Genomic DNA, 18,870 nt, shown 5'->3' with positions numbered 1-18,870 from the left:
CCTCGCACCCGGGTGGAACGCCGGAGTTGGCCGTCAGTGGCCAGGTGGGAACCGTGTCCGGGGGCCGCTCGTTCGGACCGGTTGCCCTTCCCTCCGGCCCGCTCGCGCACGGGGGTCCCCGGCCCCCTCCTGCGGGTTCGTGCGAACCCCGGGACACCGGGGCGGATCACACGTCGTGTGGGTGGTCCGGGGGGCGCGGCCAACGCCTAGACTGGGGCCCCGTTCGGTAGGAAGACGCCGCAGAGCCGGAGGTTGAGGACGTTGGGGCCGCTAGAGAACTCTGATCCGGAGCGGGTCGGTCGGTACCGGCTGATCGGGCGCCTGGGCGCCGGTGGCATGGGTCAGGTGTTCTTCGGGCGCTCGGCCGGTGGCCGCGCGGTCGCGATCAAGCGCATTCACCCGCACCTGGCCACGGATCCCTCCTTCAGGCAGAGGTTCGCCCGGGAGGTCACCGCGGCGCGCCAGGTCAGCGGGGCGTTCACCGCTCCGGTCATCGACGCGGGGCCCGACGACGAGGTGCCCTGGCTGGTCACCTCCTACGTGCCCTCGCTGCCCCTGGACGAGGCGGTGCAGGCCCACGGTCCGCTGCCCGAGGCGAGCGTGCGGGTCCTGGCGGCGGGTCTGGCCGAGGCGCTGGCCGAGATCCACCGGGTCGGTCTGATCCACCGCGACCTCAAGCCGGGCAACGTGCTCCTGGCGGAGGACGGGCCCCGGGTGATCGACTTCGGTATCGCGCGGGCCACCGACGGCACCGCCGCGACGCAGTCGGTGATCGGCACGCCGGGCTTCATGAGCCCCGAGCAGGTGCAGGGCTCCGAGCTCACGCCCGCCAGCGACCTGTTCGCCTATGGCGCGGTGCTGGCCTTCGCGGCTGCGGGGACGGGGCCGTTCGGCGAGGGCAACATGCCCACGATGGTCATGCGCATCATCAGCCGGGAACCGGACCTGTCCGCCGTCCCCGAGTCGCTGCGCCACCTCATCGCGGCCTGTCTGTCCAAGGACGTGCGGGGACGGCCGGCCCCGGGCGAGATCCTGGACTACCTGGGGGACGTGCACGCCGGGTCCTCCTGGCTCCCCCCGGCGGTGATGATGGGCGTGCAGGAGCAGGTGGCCAAGGTCAACAAGGCCCTGGCGACCTCGGCGGGCGACCCCGGTGCGACCGGCGGCCACCAGCGGACCGAGTTCCTGGGCGCGGGTGGCGCGGCGGCGCTGGGTGGTGCCGCCGGGGCGGTGGCCGGAGCCGCGGCCGCGGGCGCCTTCGGGGACGACCAGTCCACGCAGGTGGCGCCCTCGGGCGGGTACGGGACGCAGGACCCCTCGGCGGGGGCCACCTCGGTGCTGGGCGACCAGCAGGGGTCCTCCCACCAGCCCACGGCGGCCTTCCCGGGCACCCAGGCGCCGGGCCAGCCCGGCCAGGTCCCGCCCACGGCCCAGTACCAGCCGTCCCAGCACCAGTCCACGCAGCAGTACGGTCAGGGCGGCCCCGGTGCGGAGGACCCCTACGCGGACCTCTACGGCGGCCGCCGCGACCAGCGCGCCGCCCCCCGCCAGGAGCAGGAGGGCCAGTACCGCCGGGCGGAGGAACAGCGCCAGCGGCAGATGGAACAGCAGCGTCAGCAGCGCCGCGCCCAGGAACAGCAGGAGGAGCAGCGCCGTCGGCAGGAGGCCGAGCGTGCCCACCGTGACCGGCTGCGCGCCGAGCAGGACGCGGCCCGTCGGGCCCAGGCCGAGGCGCGCCGTGCCGACCAGCCGGGGCTGTGGGGCTTCGTCAAGCTGCTGCCGCTGATGATCATCCCGCTGATCCAGATCCCCCTGGGGTACGGGGCGGCGTTGGCGTGGGCGTGGTTCACGGCCGAGGCCGACATGTGGACCGGGTCGGTCTTCCAGTTCGAGCCGTGGAGCGTGGACGGGTTCGTGCACGCGATGATGCTGGGCTACTTCCTGCTCAACAACATGGTGTCCCTGGAGTACCTGGTGCGTTCGCTGCGGACGTCGTTCGTGGTGGGCGTGGTGCTGGCGCTGGCCGCCATGGCCGCCACCAACTTCCTGTTGTTCAGCTTCGGTTTCTGGGGCTGACCCGGGGTCTTCGGGTGAGGGGGTGGTGGGACCGCGCGGTCCCACCACCCCCTCACCCGTTCCGCGGGTTCAGAGCAGGTAGAGGAAGACCACCAGGACCAGTCCCGCCACGGCGATCACCCACGTGTAGGGCAGGGTGGAGAGCATGGACCGTTCGGGCCGCACCCCCGCGTACTGCGAGGCCCACACCGTCTGCGTGCTGGTGGGGTCGGAGACCCCCAGCACCTGGCCGTAGGAGGCCATGAGGCCCAGCACGGCGGGCGCGGGGTAGACGTTCCCGGTGATGAGGACCCCGGCGACCCCGGCGCCCAGTCCGAAGATGTTCATCGGTCCCCGGTACAGGCTGAGCGGCACCAGGAGGGCGAAGACGAGGACGAACAGCCAGGGGTCGCTCGGGCTGATCACGGTGACCACGGGGCTCAGCGCGGTGACGGCGCCGGGGAGCCCCACGGCGGCCAGCAGCATGCCGATGGCGATGAACAGCACGATGGGTGGCGCCGCCACGTCGAAGGCCCGGTAGAGGGTGCGCAGCGCCGTCGCGGACGCCTCCCGCCAGGGGACCGCCGTGGCGAGGGCGAAGACCACACCGGTCAGCAGCGACGGGATGATGGGCACCTCGAAGCCCAGTGCCAGCACGATCGGGACCAACGGGGTGACCAGCGCGTACCAGGGCGCGTCTCCGCGTCGGCGCCGCCGCTCGGCCGCCCTCTCCCTGCGGCTGGGCGGACGGTCGGGACCGCCGCCCGCCGGGGCGGGGACCCGCACCGACCAGGTGTGCCGGGCGCCCCTGCGGCGCATCTCCACGAGGATGTACGCCAGTCCGCCGACCAGCGCGATCGGGAACAGTCGCAGCTGGAAGTGCTGGACGGTGGAGACGGGCACGCCGATGGCGTCGGACAGGAACTGCCAGTTGATCAGTTCCAGGGGCACCCCGGCGGCGATGCCCACCAGGACGGTCCCGGCCGCGACGGTGGGGGTCACCCCGACCGCGATCATGGCCGGGATGCCGACGACGCCGGCGAGCATCGCCGCCGGTGCGGAGCCGGTGATGCTGCCGCACAGGATCGCGACGAGGAAGACCCCTACGGCCACGACGGAGGGGCGCTCTCCGCCGAACTCCACGATCTTGCGGACCAGCGTCGAGGCGATGCCGGTCTCGGACATCAGGGTGCCCAGCCAGCTGCCCAGCAGGATGGCGATCATCGTGGCCGACAGGCGCGGTGCCCCCTCCTGGAGGACGGTCCCGACCACGCTGCCCTCCTCCCCGGTGAGCGGGGCCCCGGCGATCAGCGCGATGGCCACGGAGAGCAGGACGAGGGCGAAGGCGGTGGGCAGGCGGCGGGTGAGCATGAGGCTGACGCCCACCGCCATGGCGAACAGGATGCCGAAGGCGGTCACGGGTGGTCTCCGGGAGGGGTGTCGGGTCCCGTCCGGTGCGGGCCCGGGTGGGAGAGGGAGGCGGCGATGGCGGCGGTGAGCGCGATCGGGCTGCGGTTCAGGGAACAGCGGTGGTGGGCGTAGGCGTGCGCGGCGATCTCGTCGGCGCCGACCACGTGTCCGCGCAGGCGCAGCGGCCCGATCCGCAGCGCGGTGTGGTCGATCCTCCGGCGCAGGGCCCGGCCGTGCCCGCCGTGCAGCAGGCGGTGGGCCTCCTCGTGGGCGAGGGCGGCCCGGCGCACGGCGGCACGCGGGTAGTCGGCGCCCCAACCGGCGGCGCGGGCCACGCGCCGGGCGTAGTCGAGGGCGTCGTCGTAGACGACCACCAGGGACCCCGAGGAGCGGTGCAGGTACTCCGCGAGCAGGATCTGGTCGGGGCGGACCCCGCCCCGGGCCCGCTCGGCCACCCGGACCTCCGACACGTCGCGGGGGCCGTCGCGGGCGTCGGCCATCTCCCGGCCGAAGGCCAGGGCGTGCCCGGCCCAGGTGAGCAGGTCCGCCCGCTCCCGGCCCTCGTGCGTGGGGGTGAGCGCGAGCAGGTCGGCGGCGAGTTCCGCCTCGGGGGTGCGCGCGATGCGCGCGTACCGCTCACGCAGGCCGGTTCCGGGGCGCGGCTCCGGGCCCTCGCCGGGGCCGCGGGCCGGGGCGGTCACCGGCGCCGCTCCGTCAGGACCACGACCGGTTCGTCGGGGCCGCGCCGGGCGATCTCCGTTCCGGCCAGCGCCAGCAGGTGCCCGGCGTCCATGACCCCGGACAGGTCCGCGAGCTTGGGGCCGAGCAGGAGCCACACGGCGGGCGGCACGGCGCCGCCGTCCCCGTAGACGGTGCGTTCGGTGACCAGGTCCCGTAGCGCGCCCTCGGCCTGACCGGCGACGAGGGTGTCCACCTCGGCGTCGGCGCTGTGCAGCCGTACGACCCCCTCGGCGTCGACGACGCGTACGTGGGTGCGCGGACGGGCGAAGCGGCCGAGGGGGCCGCCGGGCCGCCGGACCAGGCCCAGGACCCGGTACTGGCCGTTGGCGGCGTACTCGGTGAGCTCGTCCGGGCGGACGTCCAGGCTGGCGGCGGCAGCGGCGCGCGCCGTCGACTCGTCCGTGGCGGCGGCGCGGTCCTTGGCGCGCAGCGCTGTGGCGCCGGTGGCCACGGCGGTGACCAGGTTGCGCCGGGGGTCGACGGTGACGTCCACCTCGACGGCGGCCGGATCGGCGCCCTGGGCGAGGACGGCGCGCTCCGCCTCGGCCCGCACGGTGAGGACGTCGGTGTGGGTGGCGTCGGGGATGATGCGCTCCACGGTCTCGCGGACCAGGGCCAGGGCCACGCCCAGGGGGCTGATCACCTCGCTGTGGGCGGCGATGCGCGCGGCCATGCCCGTGCGCTCACCCAGGTAGGGGGTGACGGTGGCGGCGCCCCCGCCGCCCCCGACCAGTGAGCACACGTCGCGGTCCAGGCGGTAGTCGTCCACGAGGGCGTCCACCACCTCGGAGACGCGGTCGGTGGCGGTGCGCAGAACTCGGCGGGCGGCGGTCACCACGTCCGTGCCCAGGGCCTGGGCCAGTGGTTCCAGGGCCAGGCGGGCCGTGGTGGCCTCAGCGCGCGCGTGGTCTCCCTCGGGGACGAGCCCGGCGGCGTTGGCCGCGCAGGTGACGGTGAGGGCGAAGCGCCGTCCACCGGCCGCCAGGACGGCGTGGTCGGCCGGGTCGTCCGCCAGCGGGCTCACCAGGGCGAGGCGGGCGCCCCGCAGTTCCTCGGGGGCGGCGAAGCAGGCGTAGGGGAGCCCGGCGATGTGGGCGCTGCGCGGGCCGACACCGGTCAGGGCCGCCTCGCCGGGGGCGGTGCCGCTGACCCGGACCAGTGACCCGCCGCCGACGCCGACCGTGCGCACGTCCAGGGCGGACAGGTACGTCTCCCGGCCGCCCAGCCGGGTGTGGCGGATCTGTACGCGGCCGCGCCGGACGACGCTGATGTCGGTGGAGGTACCGCCGGTCTCCAGGAAGACGCCCTCGCTGACCCTCTCACCCATCAGCGCCCCGGCGACCCCGGCGGCGGGGCCGGACAACACCGTGAGCAGGGGACGGGAGCGCATCTCGGGCAGGGACATCACGCCGCCGTCGCAGCGCATCACCATCAGCGGAGCACGCACCCCCGCCCGTTGGATGCTGTGTTCGACCAGGTCGGCGGTCTGGAGCATGCGGGGCATCACCCCGGCGTTGAGGGCGGCCGTGCGGGCCCGCTTGCCCAGGCCGTAGAGCCGGGTGATCTCGTGGGTGGCGGTGGCGGGCACTCCGCGCGTGGCGGCGGCGGCCAGCACCGACCGCTCTCCGTCGGGGTCGTCCACGCTGAAGGGTTCGACCGCCACGACCACCTCCGCGCCCTCGGCCAGGACGGCGTCCACGCTGGCCAGCGCGGCCGCACCGTTCTCGGGGGCGCGCAGGGCGGCGTAGCGGACCGGGAGGGCCCGGCCGGAGTCGAGTCGCAGTCTGCCGAGGGAGCGCAGGCGCCGGGTGGCGAGGGCGTCGAAGCCGCTGCCCACCCCCACGATCCCGATGGTGGCGACGTCGCCCTCCAGCAGGGCGTTGGTGGCCTGGGTGGTGCCGTGCGCGAGGAAGCCGACGTCGTCGGCGCTCGCCCCGATGTCGTCGAGCAGCCGTTCCAGCGCGGTCATGATGCCGTGGGCGACGCCGTCGGCGTGGTCGTGGCTGGTGGGGACCTTGACCTGGCCCAGGAGGGCGTAGGTGGTGGCGCTGACGGCGACGGCGTCGGTGAAGGTACCGCCGACGTCGATGCCGACGCGTACGGGGTCGCGGGCCGGGGGCGGGGTCGGGTCGCTCATGGGGGGCCTGTCTGTGCGGTGGTGCCTGGGGCGGGGCCGTCCGGCCGTGGGCGTCAGTAGCCGCGGACGTCGGGCCAGCGGCGTTCGACGCCGGTGCGGTCCAGCAGCGCGGTGAAGTCCCGGAGGAGGTCGGCCTTCTCGCGCACGGCGTGCGGCGTGGTGCCGTGTTCCAGGGCGAAGGCGGCCAGACGCCCGGCGGCCTCACCGACGTTCCACTCCACGGGGTGCAGCCGGAAGCAGCCGTTGGTGATGTGGGTGGTGCCGATGTTCTTCGCGGCGGGCAGGAGGTTGGTCGCCCGCTCGGGCAGGAGCGCTCCCAGGGGGATCTCGAAGGGCACGCTGGCGATGTCGACGTAGTTGTCGCCGCCCGTGGAGGGGTGCAGGTCGATGCGGTAGCTGCCCACCCCCACCGAGTCGTGGCGGTGCGCGATTCCGTGCGGGCCGCGCAGGTCCAGGGAGACGTCGTGCTCGGTGACCGTGGTGACCGCCCGGATCCGCCGGGACTCCCGCACGTAGGCCGCCTTGGCCAGTCCGTACGGGGCGCCCGTGACGTCGGGGCGCGGCCTGAGGCCGGGGAAGCCGGTGCCCCCGTCCGCTCGGGGCGCCTCGGTCTGGAGCCAGTACAGGACCGACAGCGAGAGCTGGCGGGCCTCCTCGTGGGCCCGGCGTACGGTGGCGGCGTCCACCAGCCCCTCGATCTCCAGGGCGGGAGCGAGCCAGTAGTCGTTCAGCGGCCAGTTGGCCAGGGTGATGTCGGAGTCGAAGGCGCCGGGCGTGTGCAGCCCCCGGGCCAGGATCCGGCGGAACCCCCACAGTTCCTTGTCCCCGGCGTCGGCGCTCTGGTCGGCGGCGACGGCGAGCGGATCCGTCGCGGGGTTGGGTACGAAGGTCCGCGCGACCGGTTCCAGGGTGCGCGGGTCGGGCGCGGAGAAGCCCACCAGCGGCCCGGGCCAGAAGTCCGGCCGGTAGGAGCGCCAGAAGTCGTACATGGCCGGACGCTCGATGGTGTGGTCCTCGCCCTCGTGATGGGACACGGCGAAGCAGTAGGTGATGCCCTGAAGGTTGGCGGGGTCGGCGGTCTCGGGCGCGTGCGGTTCGTCGTGCTCGGAGCGGGCCTCGGCCCCGGTGACGTGGGCGATCCCGGCCATGGGCAGAAGGTCGCCGTCCTCGGTGGCGTCCAGGACGTAGTCGGCCGAGACGGTGTGGCGCCCGCCCGCGTGGTCCTCCAGGACCACCGCCCGCACGTGGTCGCCCTCGCTGCGGACCGCCACCGGGCGGTGCCGGGTCAGGACGGTGACGCGTCCCGCCGAGCGGTGCGGAGCCAGCATCTCCTCCAGCACGGCCAGGGCCACTCGCGGCTCGTGGCAGAGCTTGCTCACCCGGCCCGCGCCGGGGTTGAGTTCGCGTCCGGCCGCGGCCTCGGCGCGCAGGGGGTACACCCGCCGGTAGTGGTCGCGGATCCCCTCGCGCAGACGCCGGTAGGAGGCGGTGCATCCGAAGCGTTCGATCCACGGGTGCTCGTCGGGTGGCACGGCCTGCGATGTGAGCTGGCCGCCGATCCAGTCGGTGGGCTCGGTGAGCACCACGCGGCGGCCGGAGTCGGCGGCCGCCAGGGCGGCGGCGACCCCGCCCAGCCCGGCGCCGACGACGAGGATCTCGGTACTGCTCTGGGGCATGTCAGTCCTTTCGGGGGTGGTGCGTCGGGGACGGCACGGGGGCGAGGGTGCCGCCCTCGACCGGTTCGCAGGGCAGGAGCCTCCGGGTGGGTTCGGAGCGGTCGCCCTCGATCAGGCGCAGGAGCAGCCGGACCGCGTCGCGGCCCATCGCGCGCATCGGCACGACGAAACCGCCGAAGTCCGCGCCGCCCGGGGCGGTTCCCCGGGTGCCGGTGGGGGCTCCCAGCAGAGCCAGGGACAGGTCCTCGGGACAGCGCAGCGCCGCCCTGTCGACGGCGGCGGCCAACCCGTCCAGAGCCGCCCCGGTGTCGGTCTGTTCGACCACGACCCCGGTGACGCCCGCCTCGCGCCACTCCCGCAGCCGGGCGTCCAGGTCGCGGCCGTCGGTACGCACCACCAGGTCGGCGGTGTCCAGACCGGCCTCCCGGGCGCCTCTCAGGACCCCCTCCTCGCGGTCCGACGACGCCGGGGCCTGGTCGTGTTCGCGCAGGTAGCGCAGCGTGCGATGGCCCAGCGCGGCGAGCCTGGCCACCACCTCCGCCGAGGCCGAGACGTAGTCCGCGCCGACGTAGGGGACGCCGGGTTCGTCCCGGCGGCCGATGTAGACGAAGGGGAAGCCGTCCTCGGCCAGCCGCCGGACGGGCTCCTCCGGAACGTGCCGCCCGAAGAACAGGCAGCCGTCGGCCACCCGGACCCGGCGGACGGCGGCCGGGTCGTCGGCGCGCCCGGCGGCGCGGGCGGACCCGGTGAACAGGATCAGGTCCTGCCCCTGGGCGGCCGCCTCCTCCTCCACCCCGACCAGGATCGGGTAGTAGGAGTGCGCGACGTCCGTGGGGAAGGTGGCGCTGAAGGTGTACAGGCCGAGCATGGCGTTGGTGGCCGAGGCCAGCCGGGTGGCGACCGGGTCGGGTACGTAACCGAGCTCCTCGGCCGCGTCCATGACGCTCTGCCGGGTCCGCTTGGCCAGCGCCATCCCGGCGGGGGTGCCGCGCAGGACCAGGGAGACGGTGGCCTGGGAGACCCCCGCCAGCCGGGCGATGTCGGACTGGCGGGGTCTGCGCCGTCCGGTCGGCCTGGGATGGTTCACCTGTCACTCCTCCGAGGGGGCGGGCTAATGCGCATTAGTCCATGACTGTGAGCTGGGTCATGCCCGGTGTCAAGGGGAGGAGTGCGGATTTCCCGGTGGAGGGCGGAGTGTTTCGCTAATACGTATTAGACCCTTGACCAGCCCATCGTGGCCGGTGAGACTCGGTGCCCTGGAGTGCGTCCCCCGACCCCGCTCCGGAAGGGATCCGCCATGCCCGACGCCCGCGCGAACCCGGAGAACCAGCCCCCACCGCACCCGTCGCCCGCCGACGGCGGCGTCGACCGCCGCACGGCGCTGCTCGGCACCGGCGCCGCCGCCCTCCTCGCCGCGGGGGCCGTCCCGCCCGCCGCCCGCGCCGCGACCGCCACCACAACGGCCGACGTGCTCCCCGCCTTCACCTACCTGCGCGAGGCGCTGGACACCTCGTCGCTGTCCTACAACCCGACCGGGGAGCTGATCTTCCCCTGCATCCGGGGGACCGGAGGACGGCTGCCCGACGCCCCCGGCCGGTTCCTGCTCTACTACGCCCCGCACGAGGACCCCGGCGGCCTCTGCCTGGCCTACGGCGACGATCTGGAGGGCCCCTTCACCGAGCACCCGGGCAACCCGGTCGTCGCCAACGTGTGGGAGCCGCACTACCGGGTCAGCCACGTGTCCTCACCGCACGCGCTCTGGAACGCCGAACACCGGGAGATGTGGCTGTACTTCCACGGGGAGAACCACACCACCCGCCTGGCCCGTTCGCGCGACGGCGTGAACTTCACCTACGAGGGCGAGGTCCTGACCACGAGCATGGTCCCGGGCACCACCGAGGCCTCCTACGCGCGCGTCTTCGAACACCCCCTGCCCGACCGGGGCGCCCGCTACGTCATGGTGTTCATGCGCAACGGCCCCGGGGACAACCGGTCCATCGGCTGGGGGTGGTCGGCGGACGGCATCACCTTCGACTTCGACCCCGAACCGCTGGTCGGCCACGCCGACGTCGGGCTGGCCAACCTGTCCGGCCCGCACCTGGTCATCAGGGGCGGCAGCACCTACGTCGTCTACCACACCGACCGGGGCGACATCCGGATGACGGAGGTGGGCCGGGACTTCGGGACGCGCCGCCACATGGGCGTGGTGCACACCCCGCTGTCCGGTCCACCGGACTCGGGGCGCTCGGCCGCGCCCTCCTACGCGGTCGACGGAGGCCGGGAGTACATGTTCTACGAGGCGGGGCACCGCCTCGGGGCGACCATCGCCATCGCGCGCTCGGGGTGAGCACCCCGGCGTGACGGGGGACCGGCCCCGCGCCACGGGGCCGGTCCCCGGCTCGCGTCCCCGGCTCCCGTGTCCCGGATCAGACCGGGGCGCCGCTGCGCTCCCCGCTGATGGCGCGCACACGGTGGAAGACCGGACGCGTGGGGGAGAGCGCCGAGCACGTGCTGGGGCACTCCGTGCCCTCCTCGGTCTCCACCTCGACCGCGTACAGGCCGCCGTCGTGGCCCAGGGTGATCCGGGCCCCCGTCTCGGTCTCCTCCTCGGTGAGGTGGGTGAGCGCGTCGACGCCCACCGGCACGCCGAGCCGGGTGCGCAGCGCGGCCTCGGCGGCCTGCGCGGGGGAGGAGTCGGTGCAGCGGCCCCGGTAGTTCTCGGGCAGGACGAGACCGCGCTCGAAGGCCGCGACCGTGTCCTGGGCCCCCTCCGGGGTCAGCCGACCGAAGTAGACACCCTGGGGCAGGGCCACGAGGTTGGCGGCGAAGCGGTCACCGCCCACGTGGGTGGTTTCCCACACCTCGGCCTCCCCACCGGCCAGGGCCGCGGCGACCGGGCGGCCCAGCATCGCGCAGCAGGGGTCCTTCTTGGCGTGGGTGCACACCAGGTAGAGGGTGTGGTCCACGGGGCGGCCGAACGAGGGCGGTTCGGGGCGTTCGGCGGCGGTGACGTCGATGTCCAGGAGCTCCGCGAGGTCGTGGAAGTCCACCCTGCGAACCCAGGGGCGGGTGCGGCTGGTGTGGACGAGGTAGGCGCGCAGGGGGCGGCCGGTACGGGCGCGGTCCCGGGCGCCGGGGCGTTTGATGAGCTGGGGGCGGACGTCGCGCCCGGCGATGCGCTGCGACAGCTCGGCGACGACCGCCCTGTCCAGGCCCTCGCTGGAGAGGGCCGGGTGGCGCCAGGGCCCGTCGTGCTCGATCAGCAGCCATCCGCCGGTACGGCCGGCGGTGCCCGCGATCTGCTCGTCTGTGTAGCGGGCCAGGGCCGAACAGCCTCGTCGGCCGTCCGGGGCGGTGGGTAGCCGCACGGGTCCACGTCCAATCGGATGGTGCTCACTGCCGCGCGCACACGGGGGCGTCGACAGGGGAGGACGCCACACCCGAGTGGCTGTTTGGTTAGGCTACCCTATCCCGCCCGGTCGGTGCGGGTCGGTGCGGGTCGGAGCGGGTGTCGGTGTCCGTGCGTCGGTCGATTCGGCCTTCCGTTGGGGGTGCGCCTCCCCTTTTCCGCGCGTCCGCGCGCTCCCGGTCGAGGGCTCGCGGGGTCCGCCCGGCTCCGGGGCGGGGGCTCCTCAAGGGTCCTGACCAGGCCCGGTCGCCCGGTCCCGTGCCGTTCGTGTGTCCCAAATGTGGCCCGGGCACACCTTGACCCCGTGACGCGGATCACTTAAGTTCACTTTCAGAACACGTGTTCGCTAAGCGTACAGCCTTGGTCGGCCGCGCCCCCACCCCCCCCACACTGGAGTTGCGATGCGTCCCACCCTGGTCGCCCTCACCACGGGAGCGGCGCTGCTGGCCGCGACGGCCTGCGGCACACCCACCGACGACACCGACGGGACGACCACCGTCACCGCCGGGGTGATCCCCATCGTCGACGTGGCCCCCGTCCACCTCGGAGTGGAACAGGGCTTCTTCTCCGACCGGGGCATCGACCTCCAGCTGGAGTCCGGCTCCGGCGGGGCCGCCATCGTCCCCGGAGTGATCAGCGGGGAGTTCGACTTCGCCTTCAGCAACATCGTCTCGCTCATCGTCGCCCGTGAACAGGGACTGCCCCTGACCGCGCTCTCCAACGGGGTCACCAGCGCGGGGGAGCAGGGTGCCGACTTCGGCGGCGTGTTCGTGCTCTCCGACAGCGACGTCACCGGCGCCGCCGACCTGGAGGGCCGCACCGTGGCCGCCAACAACCTCAACAACATCGGTGACACCACCGTGCGCCAGTCCGTGCGCGCGGCGGGCGGCGACCCCGCCGAGGTGGACTTCGTCGAACTGCCCTTCCCGGACATGCCCGCGGCCCTGGAGACCGGACAGATCGACGCGGTCTGGGCGGTCGAACCCTTCGCCTCCACGATTCGCGAGGCGGGCCACCGCGAGATCGCCTCCAACTTCGTCGACACGCATCCGGACCTGTCCGTGGCCGCCTACTTCACCTCCGAGAACCGGATCGCCGAGGACCCCGAGCTCTTCGAGGACATCACCGCCGCGCTCCACGAGTCCCTGGCCTACGCCGAGGCCAACCCCAACGAGGTCCGCCGCATCCTGGCCGAGTACACCGAGATCGACCCCGAACTCATCGAGCGGATGGCCCTGCCCCGCTTCCCCGAGGAGATCAACGAGGAGTCCGTGCGCACCCTCGCGGACCTCATGGTCACCGACGGCCTGGTGGACGACGCCCCGGACCTGGACCCACTGATCCGATGACGACCACGCGCACGGCCCCACCCCGGGGCGGCGGCCGCCGCGCCGCGCCCCACCGGCCCCTCCTGGGGGCTCTGGGCATCGCCGGACTCCTGGCCCTGTGGGAGCTCGCGCCCCGCCTCGGCGCGGTGCCCGAACGCCACTTCCCCCCGGTCTCGGAGGTCCTGGCCACCCTGGCCCAGCGCGCCACCACCGCCCCCTTCTGGGCGGCGGTGGGCCACACCCTCCACGGGTGGGCGCTCGGCCTGGCCATCGCCCTGGCCGCCGCCGTCCTGCTCGGCCTCGCCCTGGGCTCCACCCCCCGACTGCGCGCCTTCACCACCTCCACGGTGGACTTCCTGCGCCCGATCCCCTCGGTGGCGCTCATCCCGCTGGCCGTGCTCATGTACGGCACCGACATCCGCTCCACCCTGCTCCTGGTGGTCTACGCCTGCTTCTGGCTGATCTACGTCCAGGTGCTCTACGGGGTGGCCGACGTGGACCCGGTGGCCGAACAGACCGCGCGCTCCTACGGCCTGGGGCGGCTGGCCCGCATCCGCCACGTGGTCTGGCCCACCACCCTGCCCTACCTGATGACCGGGCTGCGGCTGGCCGCCGCCGTCGGCCTCATCCTGTCCATCACCGCGCAGCTGGTCATCGGCTCCCCGGGCATCGGAGACCAGATCACCAACGCCCAACAGGGCGGCGCCGTCGCCCTCGTCTACGCCTGGATCGTCGCGACCGGCCTCCTCGGCGTGGCCATCAACACCGGCGTGCGCGCCCTGGAACGCCGCGTCCTGCGCTGGCACACGTCCGTCCGCGGGGAGGCCGCAGCATGAGCCAGCCCACCACCGCACCCGGCACCAACGGCGCGGGACACCGGCCCGACCGGCCCTCCCCGGCCCCCACCCGCCGTGCGCGCCGCCGCCACGGAGCCCCCGGTCCGGGACTGCGCCTGCTGCACGTGCTGGCGCTGCCCACCGTCATCGTGGGCGTGTACTGGGCGGTCACCGCCCAACCCGGGGCGAGCTTCTACACGCCCACCCCGCCCGCCATCGCCTCGGCCTTCGTCGAACTGTGGTTCTCCGAACGCTTCTTCGTGGACGTCCTGCCCAGCCTGGGCCGTCTCCTCGTCGGGTTCGCGCTCGCCGCGGTGCTCGGCGTGGGACTGGGGGTCCTCCTCGGCCTGGACGCGCGCGTACGCGCCACGGTCGAACCGGTCCTGGAGTTCCTGCGCGCCATCCCGCCGCCCGTACTCGTCCCACTCATGATCATGCTGGCCGGGATCGACGACTCCATGAAGGTCACGGTGATCGTCTTCGGCTGCGTGTGGCCCGTCCTGCTCAACACCGTCGAGGGCGTGCGCGCGGTGGACCCGGTCCTGTCCGACACCGCCCGCTGCTACGGCCTCTCCGGTCCCACCCGGCTGCGCGTCCTGGTCCTGCGCTCGGCCAGTCCGCAGATCATGGCCGGTCTGCGGCTGGCGCTGGCCCTGGCCATCATCCTCATGGTGATCAGCGAGATGTTCGCCAGCTCCAGCGGCCTGGGGTTCGCCATCGTGCAGTTCCAGCGCACCTTCGCCATCCCCGAGATGTGGGCCGGGATGGTCCTGCTCGGCGTGATCGGCTTCCTGCTCTCGTCCCTGTTCGAACTCGTCGAGGGGCGCGTCCTGGGCTGGTACCGCGGCCTGCGCGCCGCCAGCCGGGGGGAGTGAGCCACCATGCACCACAGCGACCACCAGGGGGAACGACCCGCCATGCTCAAGGTCACCGGCCTACAGAAGACCTACGACGGGGGCTCCTCGGCGGTGGAGGCCGTCCGCGACCTGACCTTCGAACTCACCGAGGGCGAACTGGTCTGCCTCGTGGGCCCCTCCGGCTGCGGCAAGACCACGCTGCTCAAGTGCATCGCCGGACTCATGGCCCCCACCAGCGGCACCGTGGAACTGGCCGACCAGCCCGTGCTGGCCCCGCCGCCCGGCATGGCCGTCGTCTTCCAGGAGTACGGCCGCAGCCTGTTCGCGTGGATGAGCGTGCGCGCCAACGTCGAACTCCCCCTCAAGGAGAAGAAGCTGCCCAGGGGCCGGCGGGCCGCACTCGTCGCGGAGTCACTGGAGGCGGTCGGCCTGACCGCGTTCGCCGACGCCTACCCCTGGCAGCTCTCCGGCGGCATGCAGCAGCGCGTGGCCATCGCCCGGGCCATCGCCTACGAACCCCAGGTGCTGCTCATGGACGAGCCCTTCGCGGCCGTGGACGCCCAGACCCGTGCCGACCTGGAGGACCTGGTCCGCGACCTCTGGCGGCGCCTCGGCGTGACCGTCCTGTTCGTCACCCACGACATCGACGAGGCCGTCTACCTCGGAGAACGCGTGCTGGTGCTGTCTAACTCACCCACCGTGGTCCAGGACGACATCACCGTGGACCTGCCAACCGAACGCGACCAGCTCACCACCCGCCAGGACGAACGCTTCACCGAACTGCGCGCCCGCGTCTACGCGCGGATCCAGCGCGCGAAACGCGGCACCGACCGGACCGCCGCCTGATCCGCCACCCGTAAGGAGTCCACCGTGAGCCTGCTCGCCGCCGAGGACCACGCGTCCGCCGTCTTCACCGGGGCGTGGACCCCGGCCAGGGGCGGGGACGCCGAGGTCGTCTCACCCTCCTCCGGCACCGTCCTGGGCCGCGTCGGCATCGCCGCCGCCGAGGACGTCCGCGACGCCGCCACCCGCGCCGCCAGGGCCCAGACCGCCTGGGCCGCCACCTCCCACGAGCGTCGCGCCGCGGTGCTGCGCCGTGCCGGGGACCTCCTGGAGGAGCACGAGGAGGAGATCATCGGCTGGCTGCGCCGGGAGGGCGGGGCCGCCGCCGGAATGGCCGGGTTCCAGGTGCACGTCGCCTCCGGTGAGTGCTTCGAGGCCGCCGCCCTGGCCTCCCAGCCGCACGGCGAGATCCTGCGCACCGCCCAACCCCGACTCAGCTTCTCCCGTCAGGTCCCGGCGGGGGTGGTCGGCGTCATCGCGCCCTTCAACGTCCCGCTCATCCTGGGCATCCGCTCGGTCGCTCCCGCGCTGGCCCTGGGCAACGCCGTCATCCTCAAGCCCGACCCGCGCACCGCCGTGTGCGGCGGCGCGGTCCTGGCGGAGGTCCTCCGTCGCGCGGGTGTCCCCGAGGGCGTGTTCCAGGTCCTGCCCGGCGGGGCCGAGGCCGGGGAGGCACTGGTCGCGGACCCCCACGTGCGCGTCATCTCCTTCACCGGCTCCACCCCGGCCGGACGGAAGGTGGGCGAGGCGGCGGCCCGCCACCTCAAACGCGCCCACCTGGAGCTGGGCGGAAACTCCCCCCTGGTCGTCCTGGACGACGCCGCCGTGGAGCAGGCCGCGTCCATCGGCGCCTGGGGGTCCTTCCTGCACCAGGGCCAGATCTGCATGACCACCGGACGCCACCTGGTGCACGAGTCGATCGCGGACGCCTACGTGGAACGCCTCGCCGCCAAGGCCGACGCCCTGGTCGTGGGCAGCACCGAGGAGGACGGCGCGGCACTCGGACCGATCATCGACGCCGCCCAGCGGGACAAGATCCACCACCTGGTCACCAGCAGCGTCGAGGCCGGGGCCCGGCTGCGCGCGGGCGGCACCTACCAGGACCTGTACTACCGGCCCACCGTCCTGGACCGGGTGCGCCCGGACACCCCCGCCTACGCGGAGGAGGTGTTCGGTCCGGTCGCCCCGGTGGTGCGCTTCTCCACGGTGGACGAACTGGTGGAGCTGGCCAACTCCACCGAGTACGGCCTGTCCCTGGGGGTGGTCACCACCAACCCGATGCGCGGTATGGAGATCGCCGACCGTATCCCCAGCGGGATCGTGCACATCAACGACCAGACCGTCGACGACGAGGCCGTGGCACCCTTCGGCGGGGTCGGGTTCTCCGGCACGGGCTCACGCTTCGGGGGCACCCGCGCCAACCTGGAGGCCTTCACCGAGACCCAGTGGATCACCATGCGGGCCGATCCCGCCCGCCACCCGTTCTAGGCGGAGATCCCGCCGTCGCTGTTCAGGAGCTGGCCGTTGATCCAGCCGCCCTGCGGTGAACACAGGAAGTCGACCAGGTGCGCGGTGTCGCGCGGGGTGCCCAGGCGCCCCAGCGGGGTCTGCGCGGTGCAGACCCCGCGCACCTCGTCGGGCATCCACCCGGTGTCCACGGGGCCCGGGTTGATCACGTTCGCGGTCACTCCCAGGTGCGCGAGTTCGCGTGCCGAGGCCAGCACGATCCGGTCCAGCGCGCCCTTGCTCGCCCCGTAGGGGAGGTTGTGCACCACGTGGTCGCTGGTCAGGGCGATGATCCGGCCGCTGCCGTGCTCACCGTGGAAGCGTCGACCGTACTCGCGTACCAGCAGCCAGGAGGCGCGGGTGTTCACCGCGAAGTGCCGGTCGAAGCTCTCCACGGTGGTGTCCAGCAGGCCCGAGTCCACCGACTCGCAGTGGCACATCACCAGGGCGCGCACGGGCCCGAGGCGCCCCTCGACCTCGTCGAAGACGCGCGTGGGCGCCCCGGGGTCGGACAGGTCGGCCTCGACCGCGACCGTGGCCGCGCCGAGCCCGGCCAGTTCGGCGCCCACCGTGTCCGTGGCGCCGTCCTCAACGCCCCAGGGCATGCGGTCGTCGTAGGGGGTCCACTGGGTGCGGGCCACGTCCCAGCCGGAGGCGGCCAACCGCCGGGCGATCCCCGCGCCGATGCCGACGGTGCGGCCCACACCGGTGACGAGGGCGACGGGGCGGGCGGGGGCCTCGGAGGGGCCCTGGTGAGCGTTCATGGTGCCCCATCCTGCTCCCCGGGCACGGGCCCCACAAAGGGTTTTCGTCCCCGGGCCGGTGGGCGCCGTCGTCAGGAGACGGGAGTGGCGAGCCACAGCCGCACGTCGAAGGACGTGGCGTCCTCCGGGGTTCGCTCGGGGTCCTCCATGAGCCCGAAGAGGAAGGACCGGCTGCCCGGGACGGCTCGGACCGTCCACACCACGTACCCCGGGACGGTGTGCTCCCAGAGGGTGCGACCGCTCTCCACGTCCCAGACCTCCAACCCGTCGAGGGCGGTCACGGCCCTTTCCCTGTCTCCGAGGACGGTGAAGGACTCCAGGACGCCGTCGGGGTTGGTCTGTCTGTCCACGAGTGTCCGGCCCGTCGCGAGGTCGATCAGGACGGCGCGCCCGTCCTCGGTGGCGACGTTGACGAGGGCGCCCTCCGGGTCGAACACCGCCCGGTAGCAGGCGCACGTGATCGGCTCGGCGCGGTTCCCGGTCTCCAGGTCCCAGGTCTCGACGAGGCCGGTGGAGACCGCGCGGACCAGCCCGCCGCGGGTGATGACCCAGTCCTGGAAACCCGACTGGCCTCCGTCTCCCGGGGGCGGCCTGCGCAGGAGCAAGGTCTCCCCGGTCTCCACGTCCAGCACGGTGAGGTCGAAGTCGCCGGAGACGAAGTGTCGGCCGTCGGGTGACAGGGCGCCCTCCCTGGCCTCGGTGGCGAACTCGGCGGTGGAGCCGTCCGCGAGGTCCACCACCCACAGGGTGTTCTCCGTCACGCGCTCCCCGTAGCTCACGACGGCCGCCGTTCCACCGTCCGCCGAGACCGTCACGCTGTGCGCGGACCCCGGAACCGTGGCCAGCAGCTCGTGAGTGGCCGGTTCGTCGGCCAGGTCCACGGAGTAGACGTGGGATCGGGCGTCGGCGAAGGCCGCGAACCCGTGCTCGGTCACGGCTCCCGGTGCCACACCCTCGGTGGGGGCCAGGACGACGCGTGCGTCGCCGACACCCGCGCCGACCATGGTCGTGGAACCGTCGGGGAGCAGCACCTCGGTGAGGGTGAAGTCGAGGTCACGGGGGACGGGCGCGCTCGGAGCGTCAGAGGTCGCTTCGGGGGAGGGGGAGCGGTCCGAGGACCAGCGCGCCAGACCGACGCCGACGACCATCGCGACGGCGCAGACGACGCAGAGGACCACCAGCGGGAGGCCGCGTACACGCATGCCGCCATTGTGCGGGTTGCCCCCCCGTCCACCGCGGCCGGAGGCCGATACCGGCCAACGGCCGCCGCGTCTCCGGCTCCGGAACTACCTTTGCCTCACCCGTGCC

At 73.7% G+C, this 18,870-nt stretch carries 15 protein-coding genes; 7 read left to right on the top strand and 8 right to left on the bottom strand.

The window, feature by feature from the left end:
• Window positions 1-261 precede the first annotated feature (261 nt).
• Complete coding sequence (locus AC0VYM_RS16865) at window positions 262-2,076, top strand: serine/threonine protein kinase (protein ID WP_475453209.1); 1,815 nt, start codon at window positions 262-264, stop codon at window positions 2,074-2,076.
• Between the two features lie 69 nt (window positions 2,077-2,145).
• Here the strand turns inward: AC0VYM_RS16865 and AC0VYM_RS16860 are convergent, their stop codons facing one another.
• Genes AC0VYM_RS16860 through AC0VYM_RS16840 form a run of 5 tightly spaced genes read right to left on the bottom strand, consistent with a single transcriptional unit; the run spans window position 2,146 to window position 9,106 of the window.
• Window positions 2,146-3,474: a transporter gene (locus AC0VYM_RS16860; protein ID WP_475453207.1), complete on the bottom strand. Its 1,329-nt coding sequence runs from the start codon at window positions 3,472-3,474 to the stop codon at window positions 2,146-2,148.
• A complete protein-coding gene (locus AC0VYM_RS16855) occupies window positions 3,471-4,166 on the bottom strand; it encodes a hypothetical protein (protein ID WP_475453205.1) in 696 nt (231 codons plus the stop codon). The genes AC0VYM_RS16860 and AC0VYM_RS16855 overlap by 4 nt, the downstream gene beginning before the upstream one ends.
• Window positions 4,163-6,343: a hydantoinase/oxoprolinase family protein gene (locus AC0VYM_RS16850; protein WP_475453203.1), complete on the bottom strand. Its 2,181-nt coding sequence runs from the start codon at window positions 6,341-6,343 to the stop codon at window positions 4,163-4,165. Before AC0VYM_RS16850 ends, AC0VYM_RS16855 begins: the two co-directional genes overlap by 4 nt.
• Window positions 6,344-6,396: 53 nt before the next feature.
• Window positions 6,397-8,019 carry an FAD-dependent oxidoreductase gene (locus tag AC0VYM_RS16845; protein ID WP_475453201.1) on the bottom strand — a complete coding sequence of 541 codons (1,623 nt, stop codon included), beginning with the start codon at window positions 8,017-8,019 and terminating at the stop codon, window positions 6,397-6,399.
• Window position 8,020: 1 nt separating this feature from the next.
• Window positions 8,021-9,106, bottom strand: a complete 1,086-nt coding sequence (locus AC0VYM_RS16840) for a LacI family DNA-binding transcriptional regulator (RefSeq protein WP_475453199.1) — start codon at window positions 9,104-9,106, stop codon at window positions 8,021-8,023.
• 210 nt (window positions 9,107-9,316) lie between these two features.
• Between AC0VYM_RS16840 and AC0VYM_RS16835 the strand changes: the two genes are divergently transcribed.
• Window positions 9,317-10,366, top strand: coding sequence for a hypothetical protein (locus AC0VYM_RS16835; RefSeq protein WP_475453197.1), 1,050 nt, complete (start codon window positions 9,317-9,319; stop codon window positions 10,364-10,366).
• Between the two features lie 79 nt (window positions 10,367-10,445).
• On the opposite strand, the gene AC0VYM_RS16830 is transcribed toward AC0VYM_RS16835, so the two are convergent.
• Window positions 10,446-11,387 (bottom strand): sucrase ferredoxin, encoded by a 942-nt coding sequence (locus AC0VYM_RS16830; protein WP_475453195.1) that lies wholly within the window; start codon window positions 11,385-11,387, stop codon window positions 10,446-10,448.
• 442 nt (window positions 11,388-11,829) lie between these two features.
• Here AC0VYM_RS16830 and AC0VYM_RS16825 point away from each other — a divergent pair, with 442 nt between their 5' ends.
• From AC0VYM_RS16825 to AC0VYM_RS16805, 5 genes are read left to right on the top strand one after another with little or no spacing between them, the layout of a single operon-like run.
• The gene (locus tag AC0VYM_RS16825; RefSeq protein ID WP_475453193.1) at window positions 11,830-12,777 is read left to right on the top strand and encodes an ABC transporter substrate-binding protein; all 948 of its coding nucleotides are present in this window, start codon (window positions 11,830-11,832) and stop codon (window positions 12,775-12,777) included.
• Window positions 12,774-13,592, top strand: coding sequence for an ABC transporter permease (locus AC0VYM_RS16820; protein WP_475453191.1), 819 nt, complete (start codon window positions 12,774-12,776; stop codon window positions 13,590-13,592). The genes AC0VYM_RS16825 and AC0VYM_RS16820 overlap by 4 nt, the downstream gene beginning before the upstream one ends.
• Window positions 13,589-14,467 (top strand): ABC transporter permease, encoded by an 879-nt coding sequence (locus AC0VYM_RS16815; protein WP_475453189.1) that lies wholly within the window; start codon window positions 13,589-13,591, stop codon window positions 14,465-14,467. Before AC0VYM_RS16820 ends, AC0VYM_RS16815 begins: the two co-directional genes overlap by 4 nt.
• 42 nt (window positions 14,468-14,509) lie before the next feature.
• Window positions 14,510-15,295 (top strand): ABC transporter ATP-binding protein, encoded by a 786-nt coding sequence (locus tag AC0VYM_RS16810; RefSeq protein WP_475463068.1) that lies wholly within the window; start codon window positions 14,510-14,512, stop codon window positions 15,293-15,295.
• A gap of 24 nt (window positions 15,296-15,319) precedes the next feature.
• A complete protein-coding gene (locus AC0VYM_RS16805) occupies window positions 15,320-16,780 on the top strand; it encodes an aldehyde dehydrogenase family protein (RefSeq protein ID WP_475453187.1) in 1,461 nt (486 codons plus the stop codon).
• Here AC0VYM_RS16805 and AC0VYM_RS16800 read toward each other — a convergent pair.
• On the bottom strand, window positions 16,777-17,562 hold the full coding sequence (locus AC0VYM_RS16800) for an SDR family oxidoreductase (RefSeq protein WP_475453185.1): 786 nt from the start codon (window positions 17,560-17,562) through the stop codon (window positions 16,777-16,779). The two genes, AC0VYM_RS16805 and AC0VYM_RS16800, sit on opposite strands and share 4 nt — an antisense overlap.
• A 71-nt stretch (window positions 17,563-17,633) precedes the next feature.
• Window positions 17,634-18,764, bottom strand: a complete 1,131-nt coding sequence (locus AC0VYM_RS16795) for a WD40 repeat domain-containing protein (RefSeq protein WP_475453183.1) — start codon at window positions 18,762-18,764, stop codon at window positions 17,634-17,636.
• Window positions 18,765-18,870: the final 106 nt, after the last annotated feature.

The sequence above is a fragment of the Nocardiopsis sp. iso_237 genome, from assembly GCF_056173345.1.
Note: the sequence above shows the minus strand (reverse complement) of the source record. Positions and strands in the feature narration are given on the sequence as shown.